The sequence below is a fragment of the Pseudomonas sp. EU05-FHT14B02 genome, assembly GCF_058791055.1.
Genome location: NZ_JBYTDD010000028.1, coordinates 31,395 through 50,827, shown reverse-complemented (window position 1 = coordinate 50,827; position 19,433 = coordinate 31,395). Strand labels below are relative to the sequence as shown.

General features: G+C 61.1%; 17 protein-coding genes. 8 read left to right on the top strand and 9 right to left on the bottom strand.

Translation table 11 applies throughout. The features are described from left to right. The first annotated feature begins 58 nt into the window (after window positions 1-58). Both AC3WTM_RS22915 and AC3WTM_RS22910 read left to right on the top strand, forming a co-directional pair. Window positions 59-2,098, top strand: coding sequence for an oxidoreductase (locus AC3WTM_RS22915; protein ID WP_090456692.1), 2,040 nt, complete (start codon window positions 59-61; stop codon window positions 2,096-2,098). Between the two features lie 157 nt (window positions 2,099-2,255). Beyond that, window positions 2,256-3,182, top strand: a complete 927-nt coding sequence (locus AC3WTM_RS22910; RefSeq protein WP_102671616.1) for a 1-aminocyclopropane-1-carboxylate deaminase/D-cysteine desulfhydrase — start codon at window positions 2,256-2,258, stop codon at window positions 3,180-3,182. A 26-nt stretch (window positions 3,183-3,208) separates the two neighbouring features. Here the strand turns inward: AC3WTM_RS22910 and AC3WTM_RS22905 are convergent, their stop codons facing one another. The 3 genes from AC3WTM_RS22905 to AC3WTM_RS22895 all read right to left on the bottom strand — a co-directional run bounded on the left by AC3WTM_RS22905 (window position 3,209) and on the right by AC3WTM_RS22895 (window position 6,021). Further along, window positions 3,209-3,778 (bottom strand): cytochrome b, encoded by a 570-nt coding sequence (locus tag AC3WTM_RS22905; protein WP_102671615.1) that lies wholly within the window; start codon window positions 3,776-3,778, stop codon window positions 3,209-3,211. 238 nt (window positions 3,779-4,016) lie between these two features. Further along, window positions 4,017-4,844, bottom strand: a complete 828-nt coding sequence (gene phnX / locus AC3WTM_RS22900) for a phosphonoacetaldehyde hydrolase (protein ID WP_102671614.1) — start codon at window positions 4,842-4,844, stop codon at window positions 4,017-4,019. Window positions 4,845-4,911: 67 nt separating this feature from the next. Next, complete coding sequence (locus AC3WTM_RS22895; protein WP_102671613.1) at window positions 4,912-6,021, bottom strand: 2-aminoethylphosphonate--pyruvate transaminase; 1,110 nt, start codon at window positions 6,019-6,021, stop codon at window positions 4,912-4,914. 109 nt (window positions 6,022-6,130) lie between these two features. On the opposite strand from AC3WTM_RS22895, the gene AC3WTM_RS22890 reads away from it, so the two are divergent. After that, on the top strand, window positions 6,131-6,994 hold the full coding sequence (locus AC3WTM_RS22890; protein WP_102671612.1) for a LysR substrate-binding domain-containing protein: 864 nt from the start codon (window positions 6,131-6,133) through the stop codon (window positions 6,992-6,994). A gap of 120 nt (window positions 6,995-7,114) precedes the next feature. On the opposite strand, the gene AC3WTM_RS22885 is transcribed toward AC3WTM_RS22890, so the two are convergent. After that, window positions 7,115-7,987, bottom strand: a complete 873-nt coding sequence (locus AC3WTM_RS22885) for a LysR family transcriptional regulator (RefSeq protein WP_102671611.1) — start codon at window positions 7,985-7,987, stop codon at window positions 7,115-7,117. A gap of 268 nt (window positions 7,988-8,255) precedes the next feature. Between AC3WTM_RS22885 and AC3WTM_RS22880 the strand changes: the two genes are divergently transcribed. Together AC3WTM_RS22880 and AC3WTM_RS22875 are read left to right on the top strand one after the other, a co-directional pair. Next, window positions 8,256-9,581 carry an MFS transporter gene (locus AC3WTM_RS22880; RefSeq protein WP_102671610.1) on the top strand — a complete coding sequence of 442 codons (1,326 nt, stop codon included), beginning with the start codon at window positions 8,256-8,258 and terminating at the stop codon, window positions 9,579-9,581. 70 nt (window positions 9,582-9,651) lie between these two features. Beyond that, a complete protein-coding gene (locus AC3WTM_RS22875; RefSeq protein WP_102671609.1) occupies window positions 9,652-11,043 on the top strand; it encodes an FAD-dependent oxidoreductase in 1,392 nt (463 codons plus the stop codon). A gap of 3 nt (window positions 11,044-11,046) precedes the next feature. Here AC3WTM_RS22875 and AC3WTM_RS22870 read toward each other — a convergent pair whose 3' ends face one another. Then, entirely contained in the window at window positions 11,047-12,468 is a 1,422-nt protein-coding gene (locus AC3WTM_RS22870) for a type VI secretion system Vgr family protein (RefSeq protein WP_102671608.1), read from the bottom strand. A 225-nt stretch (window positions 12,469-12,693) separates the two neighbouring features. Here AC3WTM_RS22870 and AC3WTM_RS22865 point away from each other — a divergent pair, with 225 nt between their 5' ends. Beyond that, window positions 12,694-13,398 carry a YebC/PmpR family DNA-binding transcriptional regulator gene (locus AC3WTM_RS22865; protein WP_008063883.1) on the top strand — a complete coding sequence of 235 codons (705 nt, stop codon included), beginning with the start codon at window positions 12,694-12,696 and terminating at the stop codon, window positions 13,396-13,398. A 128-nt stretch (window positions 13,399-13,526) separates the two neighbouring features. On the opposite strand, the gene AC3WTM_RS22860 is transcribed toward AC3WTM_RS22865, so the two are convergent. From AC3WTM_RS22860 to AC3WTM_RS22845, 4 genes are all read right to left on the bottom strand, one after another. Beyond that, window positions 13,527-14,840, bottom strand: coding sequence for a leucine-rich repeat-containing protein kinase family protein (locus tag AC3WTM_RS22860; RefSeq protein WP_102671607.1), 1,314 nt, complete (start codon window positions 14,838-14,840; stop codon window positions 13,527-13,529). A gap of 126 nt (window positions 14,841-14,966) precedes the next feature. After that, window positions 14,967-16,091: a cell division protein ZapE gene (gene zapE / locus AC3WTM_RS22855; RefSeq protein ID WP_102671606.1), complete on the bottom strand. Its 1,125-nt coding sequence runs from the start codon at window positions 16,089-16,091 to the stop codon at window positions 14,967-14,969. 165 nt (window positions 16,092-16,256) lie between these two features. Continuing rightward, window positions 16,257-17,009 (bottom strand): anti-sigma factor family protein, encoded by a 753-nt coding sequence (locus AC3WTM_RS22850; protein ID WP_102671605.1) that lies wholly within the window; start codon window positions 17,007-17,009, stop codon window positions 16,257-16,259. Further along, window positions 17,006-17,512, bottom strand: coding sequence for a sigma-70 family RNA polymerase sigma factor (locus AC3WTM_RS22845; protein ID WP_090456673.1), 507 nt, complete (start codon window positions 17,510-17,512; stop codon window positions 17,006-17,008). Before AC3WTM_RS22845 ends, AC3WTM_RS22850 begins: the two co-directional genes overlap by 4 nt. Before the next feature lie 158 nt (window positions 17,513-17,670). On the opposite strand from AC3WTM_RS22845, the gene AC3WTM_RS22840 reads away from it, so the two are divergent. Together AC3WTM_RS22840 and AC3WTM_RS22835 are read left to right on the top strand one after the other, a co-directional pair. After that, window positions 17,671-18,756, top strand: coding sequence for a catalase family peroxidase (locus AC3WTM_RS22840; RefSeq protein WP_102671604.1), 1,086 nt, complete (start codon window positions 17,671-17,673; stop codon window positions 18,754-18,756). After that, entirely contained in the window at window positions 18,753-19,298 is a 546-nt protein-coding gene (locus AC3WTM_RS22835) for a cytochrome b (RefSeq protein ID WP_102671603.1), read from the top strand. The genes AC3WTM_RS22840 and AC3WTM_RS22835 overlap by 4 nt, the downstream gene beginning before the upstream one ends. The last annotated feature ends 135 nt before the right edge of the window (window positions 19,299-19,433 follow it).

Here is a 19,433-nt window from a genome sequence, read left to right as displayed (position 1 = left end):
ACTGATGGGGGCCGCAGAGCTCCCGCACTTTCCGTGATCGCTCGATGTGGAGTTACCGATGACCGCCGCTCAATACCCGCACCTGTTGGCTCCGCTGGACCTGGGGTTCACCACGCTACGCAATCGCACCCTGATGGGGTCGATGCACACTGGTCTTGAAGAGAAACCAGGTGGCTTCGAGCGCATGGCGGCGTACTTTGCCGAGCGTGCCCGTGGCGGTGTCGGCCTGATGGTCACCGGCGGTATCGGCCCGAATGACGAGGGTGGCGTGTATTCCGGCGCGGCCAAGCTGACGACCGAAGAAGAGGCGCTCAAGCACCGTATTGTCACCCGTGCCGTGCATGACGCGGGCGGCAAGATCTGCATGCAGATCCTCCATGCCGGTCGTTATGCCTACAGCCCGAAACAGGTTGCTCCAAGTGCGATCCAGGCACCGATCAACCCGTTCAAGCCCAGGGAACTGGACGAGGAAGGCATCGAGAAGCAGATCAGCGATTTCGTCACCTGCTCGGTACTGGCACAAACCGCCGAGTACGACGGTGTGGAAATCATGGGTTCCGAAGGTTATTTCATTAACCAGTTCCTCGCCGCCCACACCAACCACCGTACCGACCGCTGGGGTGGCAGCTATGAAAACCGCATGCGCCTGCCGGTGGAGATCGTTCGTCGCGTGCGTGAAGCGGTAGGCCCGAATTTCATCATCATTTTCCGTCTGTCGATGCTCGACCTGGTTGAAGGCGGCAGCACCTGGGAAGAGATCGTTCAACTGGCCAAGGCCATCGAGCAGGCCGGCGCGACCATCATCAACACCGGTATCGGCTGGCACGAAGCGCGGATTCCGACCATTGCCACCAAAGTGCCGCGCGCGGCCTTCAGCAAGGTCACGGCCAAGTTGCGGGGTTCGGTCAATATTCCACTGATCACCACCAACCGTATCAACACCCCGGAAGTCGCCGAGCAGATCCTGGCCGAGGGCGATGCCGACATGGTGTCCATGGCACGACCGTTCCTCGCCGACCCGGATTTCGTCAACAAAGCCGCTGAAGGTCGTGCCGATGAAATCAACACCTGCATCGGTTGCAACCAGGCCTGCCTCGACCACACTTTCGGCGGCAAGCTGACCAGTTGCCTGGTGAACCCGCGTGCCTGCCACGAAACCGAGCTCAACTATCTGCCCGTGCAGCAACTGAAGAAAATCGCCGTGGTCGGTGCCGGCCCTGCCGGCCTGTCCGCCGCAACCGTGGCCGCCGAGCGTGGCCATCAGGTGACGTTGTTCGATTCGGCCAGCGAAATCGGCGGTCAGTTCAACATTGCCAAGCGCGTTCCGGGCAAGGAAGAGTTCTACGAAACGATTCGCTACTTCAACCGCAAGTTGCAGACCACCAACGTCGAGGTGTGCCTGAACACCCGCGTCGACGTGGCCGGACTGGTCGAGGGTGGCTACGACGAGATCATTTTGGCCACCGGCATTGCGCCGCGTGTGCCGGCCATTCCTGGGGTGGAAAACGCCAAGGTGCTGAGCTACCTGGACGTGATCCTGGAGCGCAAACCGGTCGGCAAGCGCGTCGCGGTGATTGGTGCAGGTGGTATCGGTTTCGACGTTTCCGAGTTCCTTGTGCATGAAGGCGTCGCCACCAGTCAGGATCGCGCCGCGTTCTGGAAGGAATGGGGCATCGATACACACCTTGAAGCGCGCGGCGGTGTCGCTGGTATCAAGGCCGCGCCCCATGCGCCGGCCCGCGAGGTGTTCCTGCTGCAACGCAAGACGTCCAAGGTCGGCGACGGCCTGGGCAAGACCACCGGCTGGATTCATCGCACGGGCCTTAAGAACAAACAGGTGCAGATGCTCAACAGCGTTGAATACCTGAAGATCGACGATGAAGGTCTGCACATCCGCATCGGCGAAACCGGCGAAGCTCAGGTGCTGCCAGTGGACAACATCGTGATTTGCGCCGGGCAGGATCCACTGCGCGAGTTGCATGAAGGCCTGGCGGCAGCGGGGCAGAGCGTGCACCTGATCGGCGGTGCGGATGTCGCGGCAGAGCTGGATGCCAAGCGGGCGATCAATCAGGGGTCGCGGTTGGCGGCGCAGTTGTAACAGACAGGTCAAGCGTGCCAATGGCCATCGCGAGCAAGCTCGCTCCCACACTGAATCTGTGTCGTTCAGCAGATCGAAGGTGGGAGCGAGCTTGCTCGCGATGGCTGCCTTTGAGCGACTAGAATGTAATTTCTTTTTTTAGCTCAATCAGGCGCCAATGCTTCTCCCGCCCTCTACCTGGTTACCCCAGGCTCCCCTCGACCCCCTTCATCTCGACTGGCTTACTCAAGCCGGCATCGAAGTGGCGGTCCTGCGTCTGGACCGGATCGACCCGCTGATCAGCGGCAACAAATGGTTCAAGCTCATCGAACACCTGAAAACCGCCGACCGTCTGGGTGCCGAAGGCATCATCAGTCTTGGTGGTGCGCACTCCAATCATCTTCATGCGTTGGCGGCGGCGGGCAAGCGATTGGGCTTTTCCACCGTCGGTCTGTTGCGCGGGCATCCTCAGCAAACCCCGACGGTCAAGGACTTGCAGGCGTTCGGCATGCAGTTGCACTGGCTGGGCTACGCTGGCTATCGAGCGAGGCATGAAGCGGGTTTCTGGCAACCTTGGCAAACCCGCTATCCGACATTGCATCCAGTGCCTGAAGGGGGAGGTGGATTACCCGGTGCTGAAGGTTGCATGCAATTGCGGGCCAAAGTTTGTACCCAATTGGCGGGCTTGGGCTGGAGTGACTATGACGGCTGGTGGCTGGCCTGCGGAACCGGCACGACCCTGGCCGGTCTGGTACTGGCCGAGGCGGGGGATCATCCGGTATATGGTGCCCTGGCGGTGCCTGATGACCACGGGGTGGCGCAGCAGGTCGAGAGGATCGTGCAGGAAGCGGGTGTGGTCGATGTGGTGTATGAACTGTTCGAGGCCAGTCGCGGCGGGTTTGCCAAGGTTGATCCACAGCTGCTCGACTTCATCGAAAAGACCGGGCAGGCCAGCGGCATTCCCCTGGAGCCGCTGTACACCGGTAAGGCACTCATGGTCCTCAAGCAACAAGTGGAGGCGGGCAAGTTCGCCCGTGGTACGCGGCTGATCTTTGTCCACACCGGCGGTTTGCAGGGGTGGCGGGGACTGAGTTCAGAAAACTGAGCGGTACTGCGCTCCCACATTGGAGTTCATTGGTCTGAGAGATCGCGGTTCACGCGCTTGGGCATCATCCGCAGCAAGGTGTTATCGCCCACCACATAATGGTGATACAGCCCGGCCACGGCATGCAGGCCGATCAGCCAGTAGCCGATAGTGCCGCCGAGTTCGTGCCAGCCCTGGAGCTCTTTGGCCAGGTCCTTGTTTTCCGCTATCAGCATTGGCAGGTCGACACCGTAGAACATCACCTGATTGCCTTTGGCGCTGGTGACCAGCCACCCGAGAATCGGCGTGACGATCATGAAAATGTACAGTGCCCAGTGCATCAGCCTGGCCAGCGTCGTTTGCCAGTGCGGCGAGGCCGGGAAGATCTGCGGTGCCGGGCCGAGGCTGCGTGCGAACAATCGCAGCCAGACCAGAACGAATACGGTCAGGCCGAGCATGAAATGTGATTCGACGATCAGCGTGCGCCCGCCACTGCCCTTGGGAAAGAACCCGCGAAACTCGATACAGGCATAAACCAGCACCAGCAGGACCAGCATCAGCCAATGCAGCGCGATCGATACGGTGCTGTAGCGCGATTCGGAGTTTTTCCACGGCATAGGGTGTTCCTCAGAGGTCCGGTTTAAAGCCACCGTTCTTGTCCGACGGTGTGCGTTAACTGTAATCCTGTTTCACCGGATTTGCCTGAGGCGATTGGTCGCTGTGTGCTCTGGGTCGGGTAACAGACGGAAAAAACTGTAGGAGCGAGCTTGCTAGCGATGGTGTGTCAGTCGACATCAATGTATCTGACACACCATCGCGAGCAGGCTCGCTCCTACAGGGGGGGCGTTGCGTTTTTTAGCTCGACTGTGGCATTTCGCCGTTGGCCAGGCGCTTGTTGATGTCGGCGATCACTTCCGGCAGATCGGTGATGGTGTCGATCATGTAATGCGGGCGTGAACCTTCGAACATCCCGTGGATGCGCTTACGCTCGCTGTCCAGTTGGTCGCAGCCCAAGGCGCGATAGCCTTCGTAGTCCAGGCCCAGGGCGTTGCCCGAGCAGATCAGCGCAACGGTCCACATGCCGGCGCGGCGACCCTCGAGAATGCCCGGCACCGTGTCATCGATCTTCACGCACGCGGCGACATCGTCGATGCCCAGGGCGATGACGTTGGCCAGCGCCTGGGCGGGCCATGGGCGACCATTCGGGACTTCGTCGGTAGCGACCACGTGGTCGGCCACGTAACCGTTGGTGGCGGCCAGTTCGACCACCTTGTCCATGACCTGTTTCGGGTAACCGGAGCAGGAGCCGATCTTGATCCCTTGCTGGCGCAGGTTGGCGATGGTCTCCAGTGCCCCGGGAATCAGCGCCGAGTGCTCGGCGATTTTTTCGATCTGCAGCGGCATGAAACGCTGGTAGATGGCAGTGACGTCATCGTCGGTCGGCGTGCGGCCGAACACTTTGCGATAACGCTCGGCAACTTCCGGCAGATCGCACAGGGTGCGGATGTGGTCCCACTTGCCCATGCCCATCGGGCCACGGGCCTCTTCGATGGACACCTGGACATCGAACTCGGCGAAGGCCTCGACGAAAATCTGCGTCGGGGCGAAGGAGCCGAAGTCGACCACGGTGCCGGCCCAGTCGAGGATGGCGGCTTGCAGTTTGGTTGGGTTGGCGTAGTTCATGGCGTTTGGATTCCTGTGATATCGATCTATTCGGAAATTCAGCTTTTCTGTGGGAATGTGGTGTGGTTTAGATGTCGAGGACTTCCATCTCGCGCAGTACCTCGCCAATCGCGGCCACGGCTTTGCGCATTTGCGCCGGGTTGACATGGCCGATGCAGCCGACGCGGAAGGTTTCGACCTGGGTCAGTTTGCCGGGGTAGAGGATGTAACCCTTGGCCTTGACCCGCTCGTAGAACTCCTTGAACTGGTACCGCGGGTCTTTCGGGGCATGGAAGGTGGCGATGATCGGCGCCTGGATCGCCGTCGGCAGGAAGCTGCGCAACCCCAGTTTGCCCATCTCCTCCATCAATGCCTGACAGTTGGCGGCGTAGCGTTCGTGCCGCGCCGGCAAGCCACCTTCTTCGTTGTATTGCAGCAGGGCTTCGTGCAGCGCGGCGACCACATGGGTCGGCGGGGTGAAGCGCCACTGGCCGGTCTTGGCCATATAGGCGTGCTGGTCCTGCAAGTCCATCGCCAGCGAATGCGAGTTGCCGGCGGCGCTGGCCAGGGATTCTTTGCGAGCGAAGACAAAACCCATGCCCGGCACGCCCTCCAGGCATTTACCCGAGGCAGCGATCAGAGCGTCGAACGGAATCTCTTGCGCGTCTACCGGTAGTGCACCGAAGGAACTCATGGCGTCGATGATCAGGCGTTTTCCGTGCCGGGCAATCACGTCGGCGATTTCCGGCAGCGGATTGAGGATACCGGTGCTGGTTTCGCAGTGAATCAGGGCGACGTGGGTGATGCCGTTGTCGGCGCGCAGCAGGCGGTCGACGTCGGCGGCGGTGGTCGGCTCGTCTTCGGCGGTTTCGAAGGTGCTGTAGGAGCGGCCCAGCACTTCGCAGATCTTCGCCAGGCGTTTGCCGTAGGCACCGTTGATCAGTACCAGAACCTTGCCGTCCCGAGGCACCAGCGTGCCGATCGCTGCCTCGACGGCGAAAGTGCCACTGCCTTGCAGGGGCACGCAGTGGTGCGTGGAGGCGCCGTTGACGATTGCCAGCAGTTGCTCACAGAGGCTGGCGGTCAATTGATTGAAGCGGTCATCCCATGAACCCCAGTCGATCATCATCGCCTGACGGGTGCGGGCCGAAGTGGTCAATGGGCCGGGGGTGAGCAGGATGGGTTCGGCAGTACTCATTCTCATGTCCTCGCAATCGATGGGATGAAGCTACGGGGCCTAAATTGCAATTTGCCGTGATATCAATCAAATTGTTTGTTGTTATGCCAGCCATCAGTGAGGGTTATTCATGAACCTGTTTCAGCTCCGCGCGTTCGATGCCGTGGCGCGCGAAGGCAGCTTTACCCGGGCGGCGGCGCGGTTGTTTATCAGCCAGCCAGCGGTTACCGGGCACATCAAGGCCCTGGAGGAGCACTACCAGATCACCCTGTTGCGCCGCACCGCCCGCCGAGTGGAGCTGACGGAGGAGGGCACCAAGCTGGCGGCCATCACCCGGGCGATGTTCGGCCTGGCCGAAGAGGCGCAGGTGATGCTTGAAGCCAACCGGCAACTGCTGACCGGGCGCCTGGAGGTGGCGGCGGACGGCCCGCACATGGTCATGCCAATGCTCGCCAGCCTGCGCGCACACTATCCGGGGATCACGGTGAACCTGCGCCTGGGCAACGCCCAGGAAACCCTGGCGGCGCTGCTGTCCGAGCATGCCGACGTGGCGGTACTGACCGAGGTCGAGCCGCGCAAGGGCCTGCATCTTCAGGCGCTGAACGAATCGCGGATTTGCGCACTGGTGCCTGACGGGCATCCTTGGGCGCAGAAGACTAAAGGTGTGCAGCTCAAGGAACTGGATCAGGTGATCATGGTGCTGCGCGAACCGAGTTCGATTACCCGGCGTACCTTCGATGAGGCTTGCGCCCAGGCCAGGGTCAGTCCGCGGGTGTTGCTGGAACTGGACAGCCGCGAAGCGGTGACCGAGGCGGTGGCCGCCGAACTGGGGGTGGGGGTGGTGTCGTCGGTGGAGGTCAGCCACGACCCACGGGTGGCGGCGGTGCCGATCATTGGCGAGGGGTTGGTGAACCGGCACATGATTGGCTGTATGGAGCGGCGGCGGGATTTGCGCTTGATTCAGGCGTTTTTCGGGTTGGCGCCCGTCAGGTAGACCGAGTTGCCTGCATCGCGAGCAAGCTCGCTCCCACAGGGATTTATGCACGTTCGCCGATATTGTGTACGACCCAATACCTGTGGGAGCGTGGCTTGCCCGCGATGGCGCCGGACCTGCCTACACAAGACTCTCGCGCACCATCTCAAGAAAAGTCGCCACCACCCGCCGTGAACTCTGCTCGCGCAAGCACACCAACGTCTCGGTCAACCGCCGCTTGCAATCGACAATCGGCAGCGCACACACACGGGAATCCGCGCCAAACTCGGCAGCCGATACAACGCCCACGCCAATCCCCACCACCACCGCCTCCCGAGCTGCCTCGCGACCTTCAACCTGAATCGCTGGCCGAATGCGAAATCCGGCACCTGCCATTTCCTCCTCCAGCGTCTGCCGGGTCACCGAACCGATTTCCCGCAATACCAGTGGCGTGTCGTCGAGGTCCGCCAGGGTGATGGATTCGCGGTCGGCCCACGGATGATTGCGTGACACGAACGCCACCATCGGGTCGTTGCGCAGGGGCAGTGAAATCAGGCGTTCATCGCTGACATCACGGCCCAGCAATGCAAGGTCGGCCTGATAGTTGAACAGTCGAAACAGCGACTCATCGGTGTTGCCGGTTTCGATCTTCACGCTGATCCCGGGGTAGCGTTCGCAGAACCGGGCAATCTGCGGCAGCACGTGCACCGGTGCATCCACCGCCAGAATCAGGCTGCCGGTCTGCAAGGCCTGGGATTCCTGAAGCAGTTCCTGGGCTTCCGCCTCGATCACAAAAAGCCGCTGGGTAACGCTCAACAGGCGCTCGCCCAGATCGGTCAGACGCACCGAGCGTTTGTTGCGGTGAAACAGCAAAACACCGTAGCGCTCTTCGAGCTTGCGCACCTGGTCGGAAATCGCCGGTTGCGTCAGAAACAGGCGTTCGGCGGCCTTGGTAAAGCTTCCATGGACCGCCACGGCGTGGAAAGCTTTGAGCTGGGCGTGGGACACCGACATGGGAATCTCCAGTAACAAGCTGAACTTATATTTGAAATACGATAAATCGATTTCACTTATTAATCAGTAATTGTTTTTATCCACCTCAGCCCCGCTGACTGGTCAGTCGAACAGCAGCGGGTGCCATGAGCCTGTGCGTGCAACTACAGGACTCATCTGACCGGTATCCGCCGTAGGGACAGGGCGATATCGCAGTGCTCAACAATAAAAACACAGGCGTTTTCTTCCAATTCTGCCGGCACACTCACACCCTGAGGTCAGAACCACAATGAACAAGCACATCGGCACCATCAAGCGTTGGCGCGTGCAGATCTTCGCGATCACCTGGCTCGCCTACGCCGCGTTCTATTTCACCCGCAAAGCATTCTCGGTCGCCAAACTCGGTATTGGCGAAGACCCGACCTTCATGCTCGACAAAATGGCCATGGCCAACCTCGACGCCATCTACCTGACGGCTTACGCCGTCGGTCAGTTCACCTGGGGCATCCTCGCAGACCGTTTTGGCCCGCGAGTTGTGGTGCTCGGCGGGTTGCTGATTTCCGCCGCCGCGGCGCTGGTGATGGGCAACTTCGCAACGTTACCGATTTTCGCTACCTGCATGCTGATACAAGGCCTGGCGCAGTCCACCGGTTGGTCGGGGCTGTGCAAGAACCTCGGCAGCTTCTTTCCCTCCGAGCAACGCGGACGGGTATTGGGCCTGTGGAGTTCCTGCTACGCCTTTGGCGGTCTGGTAGCCTCGCCGTTTGCCGGTTGGTGGGCGTACACGCTCATCGGCAGCTGGCATGCGGCGTTCATTTCCAGTGCGGCGGTGGTTGGGCTGGTCGCCGTGCTGTTTTTTATTTTCCAACGCAACAAACCGGAGGACGTCGGCTTGCCGGCGGTGGAGCCGGAGCCTGAGCTGACCGCCGAACAAGCCGAGGCGCAAAGCAAAATCAGCATGTGGGAGCCTTTGAAGGAAATCCTGCGCAACCGTACGGTGCTGGTATTGGGATTGGCGTACTTCATGCTCAAGCCGGCCCGCTACGCGATTCTGCTGTGGGGACCGGTGATCGTCTTCGAACAGATGCCTTCGGTAGGCAAGGTCGGCGCGGCGATCATTCCGACTGCGTTCGAGCTGGCCGGGTTGCTCGGGCCGATCCTGATTGGCCTGGCCTCGGACAAACTGTTCGGCGCCCGGCGCATGCCGGCCTGCGTGATCAGCCTGTTGGCGCTGACGGTGTCCCTGGCGTTTTTCATGGGCGCCCTGCAAACCGGCAGTGTGCTGCTGGTGGTGGCGCTGCTGTTCGTCATGGGCCTGACCCTCTACGGACCGGACTCGATGATCAGCGGCGCGGCCGCCATCGACTTCGGCACCGCCAAGGCCGGCGCCACTGCAGCCGGTTTCGTCAACGGCTGCGGTTCGGTCGGGGCGATTCTCGGCGGGCTGCTGCCTGGCTACTTTGACACCGTTACCGTGTTCATCGTCTTCGCCGGCTGCGCCATGTTCTCGGCGCTGGTATTGATTCCGCACTGGAACAGCCGCCCCGGTGGCCTGGGCACTCACTTCGCCTACGTGCCCAATCAAGCGATGACCATCAAACCCCTGCGTACCTGAATCCTGTCCCTCGTCGCCTGCTGCACCTGCGGCAGGCCGGCGTGTGGGCCACTGACCGGAGATTGACCCCATGAGACCCTTTTGGCTGGACCAGGCCTTGAAGGCTGATGCATCCGAAACCTGTCCGCCACTGGAAGGCGACGCCCGCGCCGATGTCTGTATCGTCGGCGGTGGTTACACCGGGTTGTGGACCGCGATCATGCTCAAGGAGCAGAACCCCGAACTGGATGTGCTGCTGATCGAAGCGGACATCTGCGGTGCCGGGGCGAGTGGACGCAATGGCGGTTGTGCGTTGTCGTGGTCGGCCAAGTATTTCACCCTCGAACGTTTGTTCGGCGTCGAAGAAGCCGTGCGTCTGGTCAAGGAGTCTGAGCGCAGCATCCATGCCATCGGCGCTTTCTGCGAACAGTATGGGGTGGATGCCGATTACCGCCTCGATGGCACCCTCTACACCGCGACCAATCGCGCTCAAGTCGGCTCGACCGACGCTGTGATCGCGGCGCTGGAGCGCAACGGCATCAACTCGTTCACCCAGCGGCCAGTGGCCGATGTGCAGCGCATGGCCGGTTCCAGCAAACACCTGGAAGGTTGGTTTTCCCCGTCCGCGGCCAGTGTCCAGCCTGGCAAACTGGTGCGTGGCTTGCGCAGGGTAGCCCTGCAACTGGGGGTGAGGATTCATGAAAATACCGCGATGACAGGGCTGGAGGAGGGCCGGCCGGCGGGTATTCAAACCCCCAAGGGCACCATTCGCGCCGACCGCGTGGTGCTGGCGATGAACGCCTGGATGGCCCGGGCGTTCCCTCAGTTCGAACGCAGCGTGGCGATCGTTTCCAGCGACATGCTGATCACCGAGCCTCGGCCGGATTTACTCGACGAAATCGGCCTGACCAGTGGCGTCACGGTGCTCGATTCGCGGATTTTCGTGCACTACTACCACAACACGCCGGACGGCCGGATCATGCTCGGCAAGGGCGGCAACACCTTCGCCTATGGCGGGCGCATGCTACCGGTGTTCGATCAGCCATCGCCTTATGCCGGCCTGTTGCAGAGCAGTCTCGCGGATTTTTTCCCGGTGTTTGCCGACGTCAAGGTCGAGGCGACCTGGAACGGTCCATCGGATCGATCGGTGACCGGGCTGCCGTTTTTCGGGCAGATGAGCGCCAGTGGCAATGTGTTTTACGGTTTCGGCTATTCCGGCAGCGGCGTCGGCCCCTGCCACATGGGCGGGCAGATTCTGGCGTCGATGGTTCAAGGCCTGGACAACCCCTGGACCCGTTCGCCGCTGGTCAATGGCCCTCTGGGCTTTTTCCCGCCGGAGCCGATTCGCTATATCGGCTCGCTGATGGTACGCAACGCCATCCGCCGCAAGGAGCGCGCGGAGGATCACGGGCATCGGCCACGGCATCTGGACGTGCGTCTGGCGAAGTTCGCTGCTGCAGCCGGCAAGGCTGACAAGGGTTGAGCGTCAGGGTGCAGGGTCCGAGCGGGTGAGCAGCCAGTCGAACAGCAGGCGGGTATCGCCACGGGGCTCATGCGGGCGAGGGCGGTGAGGTTGTGGCCGAGGGCCCATGGTCGTACAAAGCACCGGGCGATCCGGGTCACTGTCGAGGAAAATCACCAGTACCTCGCTGCCAGCCACGGGCAAGCGGGCCGGATCGATCCAGTCCTCGGCGGTGGTCAGTGCCAGCGGTAGCCACAGGCCGTTGGACTCTTCTGCGGCTGGTTGCGTGGCGGGCCAGAGGTTCACCTGAACCCGGCCATCCTCGTCCACTGCCGCCGGTTGCCCGACCGGGCCGCACACGCGACCGGGCTGATACCCGGGGATATTCGGCCTGGGTTGTTTGAGCGCTGGCCTGAATACCGTCGACCAGGGGATGGCGCTGAATTGATTGCGGTAACCCGAGGCCGTGCCCGGTGTGTCGTCGAGCAGAATGGATGACTGACACCCCTGATGGCGGATTTCGGTAACCAGCCACTGATCATTGAAATTCGCCAGCGGGTGCTCGGCCACTTGCAGGATTCGGCCACTGCGTAATGCCCCCTGGCTACTTTGACCGTGGATCTGCTGGTGACGGCAGCGCAGGCGTTCCAGTTGTCGACGGCTGAGCTGGTCGCGATGTTGTTGTTCGCCAGCGGGACAGTGCCTCGCCGTGGCGAACGAGTGATTGGCTGCGCCTTCGCTGATGTCCGCTGCACCCGGATTCCTGGCGCCTGGACGCACAGGGGAGAGTGTGGCGTCATGGCGCTGGAACAGTTCGCTGATCACCGGTTCCTGGTGTTCGCCGGGGGCGCCGCCGCTCATCGACATGAGCAGTGGCTCCTGGGGAAAGCTCAAGCTGTCGTCGGCCAGCACCAGCACATGGCCGTCGCGTTGATGCTCAAAGTGATAGTGAATGCCTTCTTCCTCGCACAGCCGTTGCAGCAACGCCAGGTCGGATTCTTCGTACTGAATGCAAAAAGGTCGCAGGGGATAGTGCCTGGTTGCCAGTTCAAAGCGATAACTGCTGGCGGGCAACCCATGTTGCTCCAGCAATTGGCGCAGGATCATGGGCACGCTGGCGTGCTGGAAAATACGTCGGCATGGTTGCTGTTCCAGCACCTGGAGACGAGGCACCAGCAGCAGCTTGTAAGCGACCCGGTGCCCGCTTCGATGTTCACAACTGGCGCTGTCCAGCACGCCATGAATGCCTTGATCGTGGCCGAATTCGAGGAACGCCGGTTGGTGCAGCAATCGCTCAAGGTTCAGGGCTGGTGCCAGCCCGATCACCTCGATGTCGAATCGATAGGGCTGGTTGAGAGCTTCATGACCACTGAACCGGACCACCTGGAAATTCAGGTCGTCTTCGAGAAGCGTCAGAGTGGTGGGACTTTCCTTGTCGTTGTGCATCGAACGCGCTACCGCTGTGGAGTAGGGTGCAAAGCGTACGAAACCCCGGCGCATTGCGGGCACGGTAAAGCGACATTTCCGAATTGCCCTACAACCGCTGGTGAAGATGTCGATGCAAGTCGGGATTTTTTGGTCGATTGCCAACTTTAGGCCGGGTAAACTTGTGCAAAGCGTCGGCCAATAGATGTCTCGGCGCCACAGATGCCACAGATAAGAGAGTGAGAAATGGGCGCACAGTGGAAGGTTAAACACAAAGAAGCGGCAGCCAATGCCAAGGGCAAGATCTTCGGCAAACTGGTGAAGGAAATCACCATTGCTGCGCGCAACGGCGCTGATACAGCTACCAACGCGCACTTGCGCCTGGTGGTTGAACAGGCCAAGAAAGCTTCGATGCCCAAGGAAACACTGGATCGTGCCATCAAGAAGGGCGCGGGCCTGCTGGGCGAAACCGTGCAATACCATCGCGTGACCTATGAAGGGTTCGCCCCGCATCAGGTGCCGTTGATCGTTGAGTGCGTGACCGACAACATCAATCGCACCGTCGCCGAAATCCGCGTGGCGTTCCGCAAGGGTCAGCTGGGGGCTTCCGGTTCGGTGGCCTGGGACTTCAACCACGTCGGCATGATCGAAGCGTCGCCGGACACCCCGGACGCCGATCCGGAAATGGCCGCCATTGAAGCCGGTGCGCAGGATTTCGAACCGGGTGAGGACGGTGCAACACTGTTCCTGACCGAGCCGACCGACCTCGACGCGGTACAGAAAGCCCTGCCGGAACAAGGCTTCACCGTCCTGTCGGCCAAACTGGGCTACCAGCCGAAAAACCCGGTCAGCGGCCTGAGCGATGAGCAAATGGCGGAAGTCGAAGCGTTCCTCGAAGGCCTCGATAACCACGACGACGTGCAGGACATGTTTGTCGGGTTGGCGGGTTAAGTCTTTGTGTCAATAACGGCTCTGTTGTCTGGCAGGCCGTCATCGTCGGATCGCCGCCCGGAGCAATCTCCCACAGGTTTAGCGCTACCCTGTGGGAGCGAGCTTGCTCGCGATTGACCGCGCAGCGGTCACAGACTTTCCAATTGCCGCATGATTTCGCTGAACCCCGGCCGTACCAGCACTTGCGGCTGGCAGCAACGCTGTTCCAGATCTTCCAGTACCCCACGCTGTTCGTCGCTCAACCCCGAATTAACCCGCTCCAGCAGTTCGCCCAGCAACACCCCGAACGCCCGCACCTCGATCCGCTGCAAGGCGCGGCTTTCCAGGCTGTCGGAAATCTCGTGGAACGACGCCGCGCCAAAATCCCCCAGCAAGCAATCGCCCTGCTCATTCCACAGAATATTGTGCCCGTAGAGATCGCCATGGGTGATGCCGTGGTTGTGCAGGTGTTCGGCCACCGAGGCAATGCCCGAAGCAATGCGCAGCGCCACCGCTGCACTGAAACGCAAGCCTTCGGCATAAATGTCGCGGCTGCACGACGCAAGGCTCGGCAGGCTGGCGAGGTTGCGAAAACTCGGCGGGATCAACTGCATGACCAGCCCGGCGGTTTGTTGCGGGTGATCGACAATCCTCCCTTCGACGCGAATCAGATTCGGGTGCAGGCCCGCGGTGATGCAGGCGTTCATCTCGTGCAGCGGCGAGCCATCGCTGGTCATTTCGCCCTTGTAGAGCTTCACCGCAACTGGCATGGCCGGTTGGTCGGTCGGTTGCCAGACAGCTTGATGAATCACTCCGGACGCCCCTTCGCCGAGTTTTTTCTCCAGGTGCAATGTCGACCAGTCAATGCGCGGTGTGGCATCGAGGGCGGCGGCATCGGCTTCGGTTTCCAGCGGATTACCGGCGTAGGCCAGCCAGGTCAGGCTCGGCAGCGTCAGCAGCCATTGCGGCAAGTCGGTGAATTGGTTGGCGGCGATGCGGATCAGCTCCAGCCGATGGCAATTGCGCATTGACTCCGGCAATGCCTGCAGGCGGTTACCGGCAAGCATCAGCTTTTGAAGGTATGGCCGCTCTCCCAACGCGCTCGGCAGCGTCTCGATGCAATTGTCGGTCAGGATCAGCCAGCGCAACAGCGGTGGCAGTGCCGCTGCGGGCACGTGGGCGATACGGTTGGCCTTGAAGCCGATCATCGTCAGTGCAGCGCATTGGCCAACACAGGCCGGCAACTCGGTGAAACGGTTATCGGAGCAGAACAGCACGCGCAAACGGGTCAGGCGATGCAAATCCTCTGGCAGCGCGCTCAGAGCATTGCCGCTGAGGTTGAGCACTTCCAGCGAATCCGCCAGATCGAAGATCTCCCGGGGAAACTCGGTCAGGTCTTCGGCCAGATCCAGCCGCGTGATGCCCGACAACTCGCCGGCGCGCAATTGAGCAAGGGTATGCATGAACAGATTCGCCATTAACCAAGAGGAGGGCGCGGGGGCCCTGGAAATGGGCGACATGATAGCGGGAAAGATGTGGGGCCGGGCTTGCTCGCGAAGAGGCCCCTCAATACAACAAAAAGCTATCGATCAGACCGGTTCGCTGACCTCGACCAGTTGTCCCAATCGGCTGCGCGTGCGCGCCAGATCAATGGCATCGCCACTCAGGCTTTCGCGCAATGAGTGCTGCCCAAGCAACGTCAGGTGCTTGTCCTGGTCGTACAGCACGTCGATGAGATTGATAAAACGCTGCTGGGCGGCAATCGTGCAATCGCCCAGCAGTGGCAGTTCATCGATGATCCAGCGGTCGAACTGGCGGCACAGCTCCAGATAATCCATTACCGCCGTGGGCTGATCGCACAAATCGGTGAAGGTAAAACCGATGCCGCGCCCTTCGCAGAAACGTGCTCGCAAATGCCGGGTACCTACCGACAACGAAACAGGCGGGGCATTGTGCCTGGGCAGGTTCAGCGATTGTCGTTGCGCCACGCTCGCGGGCCAGACGTAGTGACCTTGAGTGAATAACTGATGCGCATGGGTTCGGGCCTGGCTGCGGTAGTCGTGGGGCCCGCCGACCTCCATCACCTGCATGCGGGCATTGATCAAGTCGATCGCCGGTTTGAAGCGGGCGTGGTACAGCGGATTGGGCAACAGGCCTTCGGGTGGATAATTGGAGGTGACCAGCAACAGGATGCCGCGCTGGAACAGTGCCTTGAACAACCGGGTGATAAGCATCGCATCGCCGATGTCGTGCACATGGAACTCATCGAAACACAGCACCCGGCAATCGCTGAGCAGTTCATCGAGGGTGATCGCCAGTGCGTCGGCCTGATCGCGGTGCTTGAACATGCTCTGGTGCAGCTGAGCGAAAAACTGATGGAAATGCAGACGTTGTTTTTGCGCGAGGGGAATGGCCCGGAAAAACCCGTCGAGCAGCCAGCTTTTGCCGCGCCCCACGGCACCATGCAGATAAAGACCGGGAAGGGTTTTCGCCGCAGTGCCCATCAGCATGCAGGCATGCCGGGCCATGCAGTCGATCACCCGCTGTTGGCTGTGACTGAGGGTGTAGCCCTGTGCATGGGCCTGATGGCGAAAGTAGTCGTGGATGACTTGGCCTGTCGCGGCGCTACCGGCTGCCGGTGCCTTGCCGAGAAGGCGATGCAACGTTTGCCAGCGCGATTTGATTCGCGAACGGCTGGGCGGTCGAACGGCCACTGGGATATCACCTCTGGTGTACGGGCAGGCTCTTTGTGCTGCGGCGCCATAGTGTAACCAGAGCAGGGAATCTGCTTCCAGCAGTGTCGGAATATTCCGGGCCACCGTCACTGGGCTCTAAAGGAACACCGCAAACTCCCACAAAAAAAAGCAGCTGGATGGCGATCAGAATTGAGTGGTCTGTTTGAGCATCCGCGCCGCCGGTGTATCCGCCGGGCTGACCATCGCATAGTTGTAGCCACTTCCCGACCAGTACTCGGCCTGCAACTCGCCATCACTGCGACTGCCCCTGGGCAGCAGGAAGTTTTTCGGCCCTGGCGGGCGCACGTAGAAACTGATTTTCTGCCCGCTCTGGTTCTCGTAGACCACCATCGCCGCCGGGCCTTGCTCGGTGCTCAGCAGGCGCCCGCTGACCGGTTTGAAACCGGCATCCGAAAGGTCGGGCAGGCGGTTGGCCTGTGTGAAGTAGCGGTCGAGCCAGCCTTGCATGTCACCGTCGTCGCCGACTTTGAAATCCGCCGGCAGGAGGCCTTGCTGGGCAATCAGGCGATAAGCCTGCAGCGCATCGGTCATTGGAAGCTGGGGACTCGCCAGTGTCATCTCCCGCGCTTGCCAGCCGCTGACACCGCCGACGCTGACGGCGATGAACAACACCGCGGCACTGGCCAGGTGTCTACGGGATTGGCGTTTAAGGCGCTGGCGTATAACCGCCGGATCCAGGTCCGGGTTCGAGGGTTGTTGCAAGGCACCACTCAGCGCTGCGCGCAGTGTCTGGGCATCCTGCTGCCAGGCGCATACTTGCGCGGCCATCTGCGGGTTACCGGCCAGAAAAGTCTCCACCTGGCGTCGGTCGGCGTCGCTCAGTTGGTGGTCGACGTAGGCGTGCAGGTCACGCTCGCTGGGGGGCATGCTGATCATTTGAGTCTCCGCAGGGAAGGGCGGTTGATTTCGCCATCGCTGAGTTGGCGCAGGGCCTGGCGAGCCCGGGACAGGCGGGACATCACGGTGCCGGTGGGTACGTCGAGAATCTCGGCGACCTCTTTGTAACTCAAACCTTCCACCGACACCCAGAGCAGCAGCGCGCGCTGCTCGGTGGGCAGCCGGTCGAAGGCGTTGAGGGTCGATTGGGCAATCACGGTGCGCTCCACCGAGGGCTGGGCATCGTCACGCCCGGTGAAGAATTCGAGCATGCGCGCATAGCGCCGGGAGCGACGGTGGGCATCGAGAAACTGCCGATAGAGAATCGAGAACAGCCAGGCGCGCAAGTCGCCCTCGGCGCGTTTGCCAGCCCAACTCGAGAGTGCCCGCTCCAGGCTCGCCTGCACCAGGTCGTCAGCGCTGCTGGTGTTGCGCGTCAACGACACGGCGAACCGTCGCAATCCTGGAATGATTTCCCTCAGTTGTTCGTCGATATCGTTCATGAAGTTCTGACTAGTCACTACGCTTGGGACTAGGAAGACGTCCGGTACCGGAGGTTATTCCACGTCAGAAAAAATAAATATCGCGCGTGGGAATAAACCTGCATGCGGTTCGTCTGCTTGATTCTTCTCACTTGTGGCCGATGGCCCTGGAGTCTTTCATGGTAGATCGATCATCACCGCCAACCCGGCCACCCTTGAGTGCGGCAAGCCTGACGTTGCGTCTGGCTGGCATTGCTGTGGTCGTTGCCGCCTTGGCTGGGGCGTTTGCCTACGTCAACGGCACCTTTGACCCACAGCGCCTGACTCCGAAGAAACTGATCAACGTGCTGGAAACCAACAACGGCGTGCATCCGGGTTTCCGTCGCAACCATTCCAAAGGCGTGTGCGTGATCGGGCATTTCGAGAGCAGCGGTGAGGCGCGCAGCTATTCCACCGCCCAGGTGTTCAACGAAGCTCGGACGCCGGTGGTCGGACGTTTCGCCTTGCCGGCCGGCAATCCTTATGCTCCGGACAGTGCCGTGCCGATCCGCAGCATGGCCTTGCGCTTCACCCAGGCCAACGGCCAGCAGTGGCGCACGGGGATGAACAGCATGCCGGTGTTCCCGGTGGGCACGCCCGAGGCGTTCTATCAATTGCAGCAGGCGCAGTCGCCGGACCCGGCTACGGGCAAGCCGAACCCGACCGCGGTTCCGGCGTTTTTCGGTGCGCATCCGGAAGCTGCACCCTTTCTGGCCTGGATCAAGACCGCCAAACCGTCAGCCAGTTACGTCACCGAGACCTATAACAGCGTCAACGCGTTTTATCTGGTGAACGCTGCCGGACAACGCCAGGCTGTGCGCTGGAGCATGGTGCCGGTAGCGCAGGATGCGTCGGGTGCCATGGCGCCCGAGGGCAGCGACTTTCTGGAGAAAGACCTGGTTCAGCGTATAGCCGCAGGACCGTTGCGTTGGCAGTTGAATATCATCCTGGCCAATCCCGGCGATCCCGTGAACGACGCCAGCAAAGCCTGGCCTGAAGGGCGCAAAGTGTTGAACGCAGGCACGCTGGTGCTGGAAAAAACCCAGCCGCAACTCAATGGCGAATGCCGTGACATCAATTACGACCCGCTGGTTTTACCCGCCGGCATCGAAGGGTCCGACGACCCGTTGCTCGCCGCTCGTTCAGCCGGTTACGCCAATTCCTACCTGCGTCGCACCAGCGAAGTCAGCCAGTTGCCCGCCGCCAAACAGGAGGCCCAGCAATGAGCACTCAACCCAACCACTTCGCTCCATTGGCGCGACTGCTGCACTGGCTGATGGCACTGATGATCATCGCCATGTTGTTTATCGGTGCCGGCATGGTCGCCTCGGTGTCCGAACGGCATGAATGGCTGATCAATCTGCACAAACCTTTGGGTGTCGCGATTTTGCTGCTGGTGATCGTGCGGCTGGTGGTGCGGTTCTCCACCACGCAACCACCGCTGCCGGCGGATTTGCCGGGTTGGCAAGCGATGGCGGCCAAGGCCTCGCATGTATTGCTGTATGCCTTGATGCTGGTCTTGCCGCTGCTGGGCTGGACGATGATTTCGGCGTCGGGCGAACCGGTGATGCTCAGCAGTTCGCTGCAGTTACCATCGATCGTGCCGGCGGACGCGCAGCTGTTTGCGTTTTTGCGCAAGGCTCATGGGTATTTGGCGTATCTGCTGTTTCTGACCGTGTTGCTGCATTTGGCGGCCGCGTTGTTTCACGGCTGGGTGCGGCGGGATGATGTGCTGGACAGCATGTTGCGGGGTAAGGATCGCGGGTGATTTCAAAGACTGCGAGCCGGTTTTTGCTGAAGGTGGCTCGTTGACCTGTCAACTTTGACAGTTTCGCTCCCCTGAAAAAGCACGTTCAATGTTCAAAGACTGCAGTGGCCCCGGACGAGGTCAGTCGAACAGCAC

Bases quoted from the DNA above. Each gene is read 5' to 3' on its own strand.
- AC3WTM_RS22915 (WP_090456692.1), top strand. From the start codon at position 59: ATGACCGCCGCTCAATACCCGCACCTGTTGGCTCCGCTGGACCTGGGG.
- AC3WTM_RS22910 (WP_102671616.1), top strand. From the start codon at position 2,256: ATGCTTCTCCCGCCCTCTACCTGGTTACCCCAGGCTCCCCTCGACCCC.
- AC3WTM_RS22905 (WP_102671615.1), bottom strand. From the start codon at position 3,778: ATGCCGTGGAAAAACTCCGAATCGCGCTACAGCACCGTATCGATCGCG.
- phnX (WP_102671614.1), bottom strand. From the start codon at position 4,844: ATGAACTACGCCAACCCAACCAAACTGCAAGCCGCCATCCTCGACTGG.
- AC3WTM_RS22895 (WP_102671613.1), bottom strand. From the start codon at position 6,021: ATGAGTACTGCCGAACCCATCCTGCTCACCCCCGGCCCATTGACCACT.
- AC3WTM_RS22890 (WP_102671612.1), top strand. From the start codon at position 6,131: ATGAACCTGTTTCAGCTCCGCGCGTTCGATGCCGTGGCGCGCGAAGGC.
- AC3WTM_RS22885 (WP_102671611.1), bottom strand. From the start codon at position 7,987: ATGTCGGTGTCCCACGCCCAGCTCAAAGCTTTCCACGCCGTGGCGGTC.
- AC3WTM_RS22880 (WP_102671610.1), top strand. From the start codon at position 8,256: ATGAACAAGCACATCGGCACCATCAAGCGTTGGCGCGTGCAGATCTTC.
- AC3WTM_RS22875 (WP_102671609.1), top strand. From the start codon at position 9,652: ATGAGACCCTTTTGGCTGGACCAGGCCTTGAAGGCTGATGCATCCGAA.
- AC3WTM_RS22870 (WP_102671608.1), bottom strand. From the start codon at position 12,468: ATGCACAACGACAAGGAAAGTCCCACCACTCTGACGCTTCTCGAAGAC.
- AC3WTM_RS22865 (WP_008063883.1), top strand. From the start codon at position 12,694: ATGGGCGCACAGTGGAAGGTTAAACACAAAGAAGCGGCAGCCAATGCC.
- AC3WTM_RS22860 (WP_102671607.1), bottom strand. From the start codon at position 14,840: ATGCATACCCTTGCTCAATTGCGCGCCGGCGAGTTGTCGGGCATCACG.
- AC3WTM_RS22850 (WP_102671605.1), bottom strand. From the start codon at position 17,009: ATGATCAGCATGCCCCCCAGCGAGCGTGACCTGCACGCCTACGTCGAC.
- AC3WTM_RS22845 (WP_090456673.1), bottom strand. From the start codon at position 17,512: ATGAACGATATCGACGAACAACTGAGGGAAATCATTCCAGGATTGCGA.
- AC3WTM_RS22840 (WP_102671604.1), top strand. From the start codon at position 17,671: ATGGTAGATCGATCATCACCGCCAACCCGGCCACCCTTGAGTGCGGCA.
- AC3WTM_RS22835 (WP_102671603.1), top strand. From the start codon at position 18,753: ATGAGCACTCAACCCAACCACTTCGCTCCATTGGCGCGACTGCTGCAC.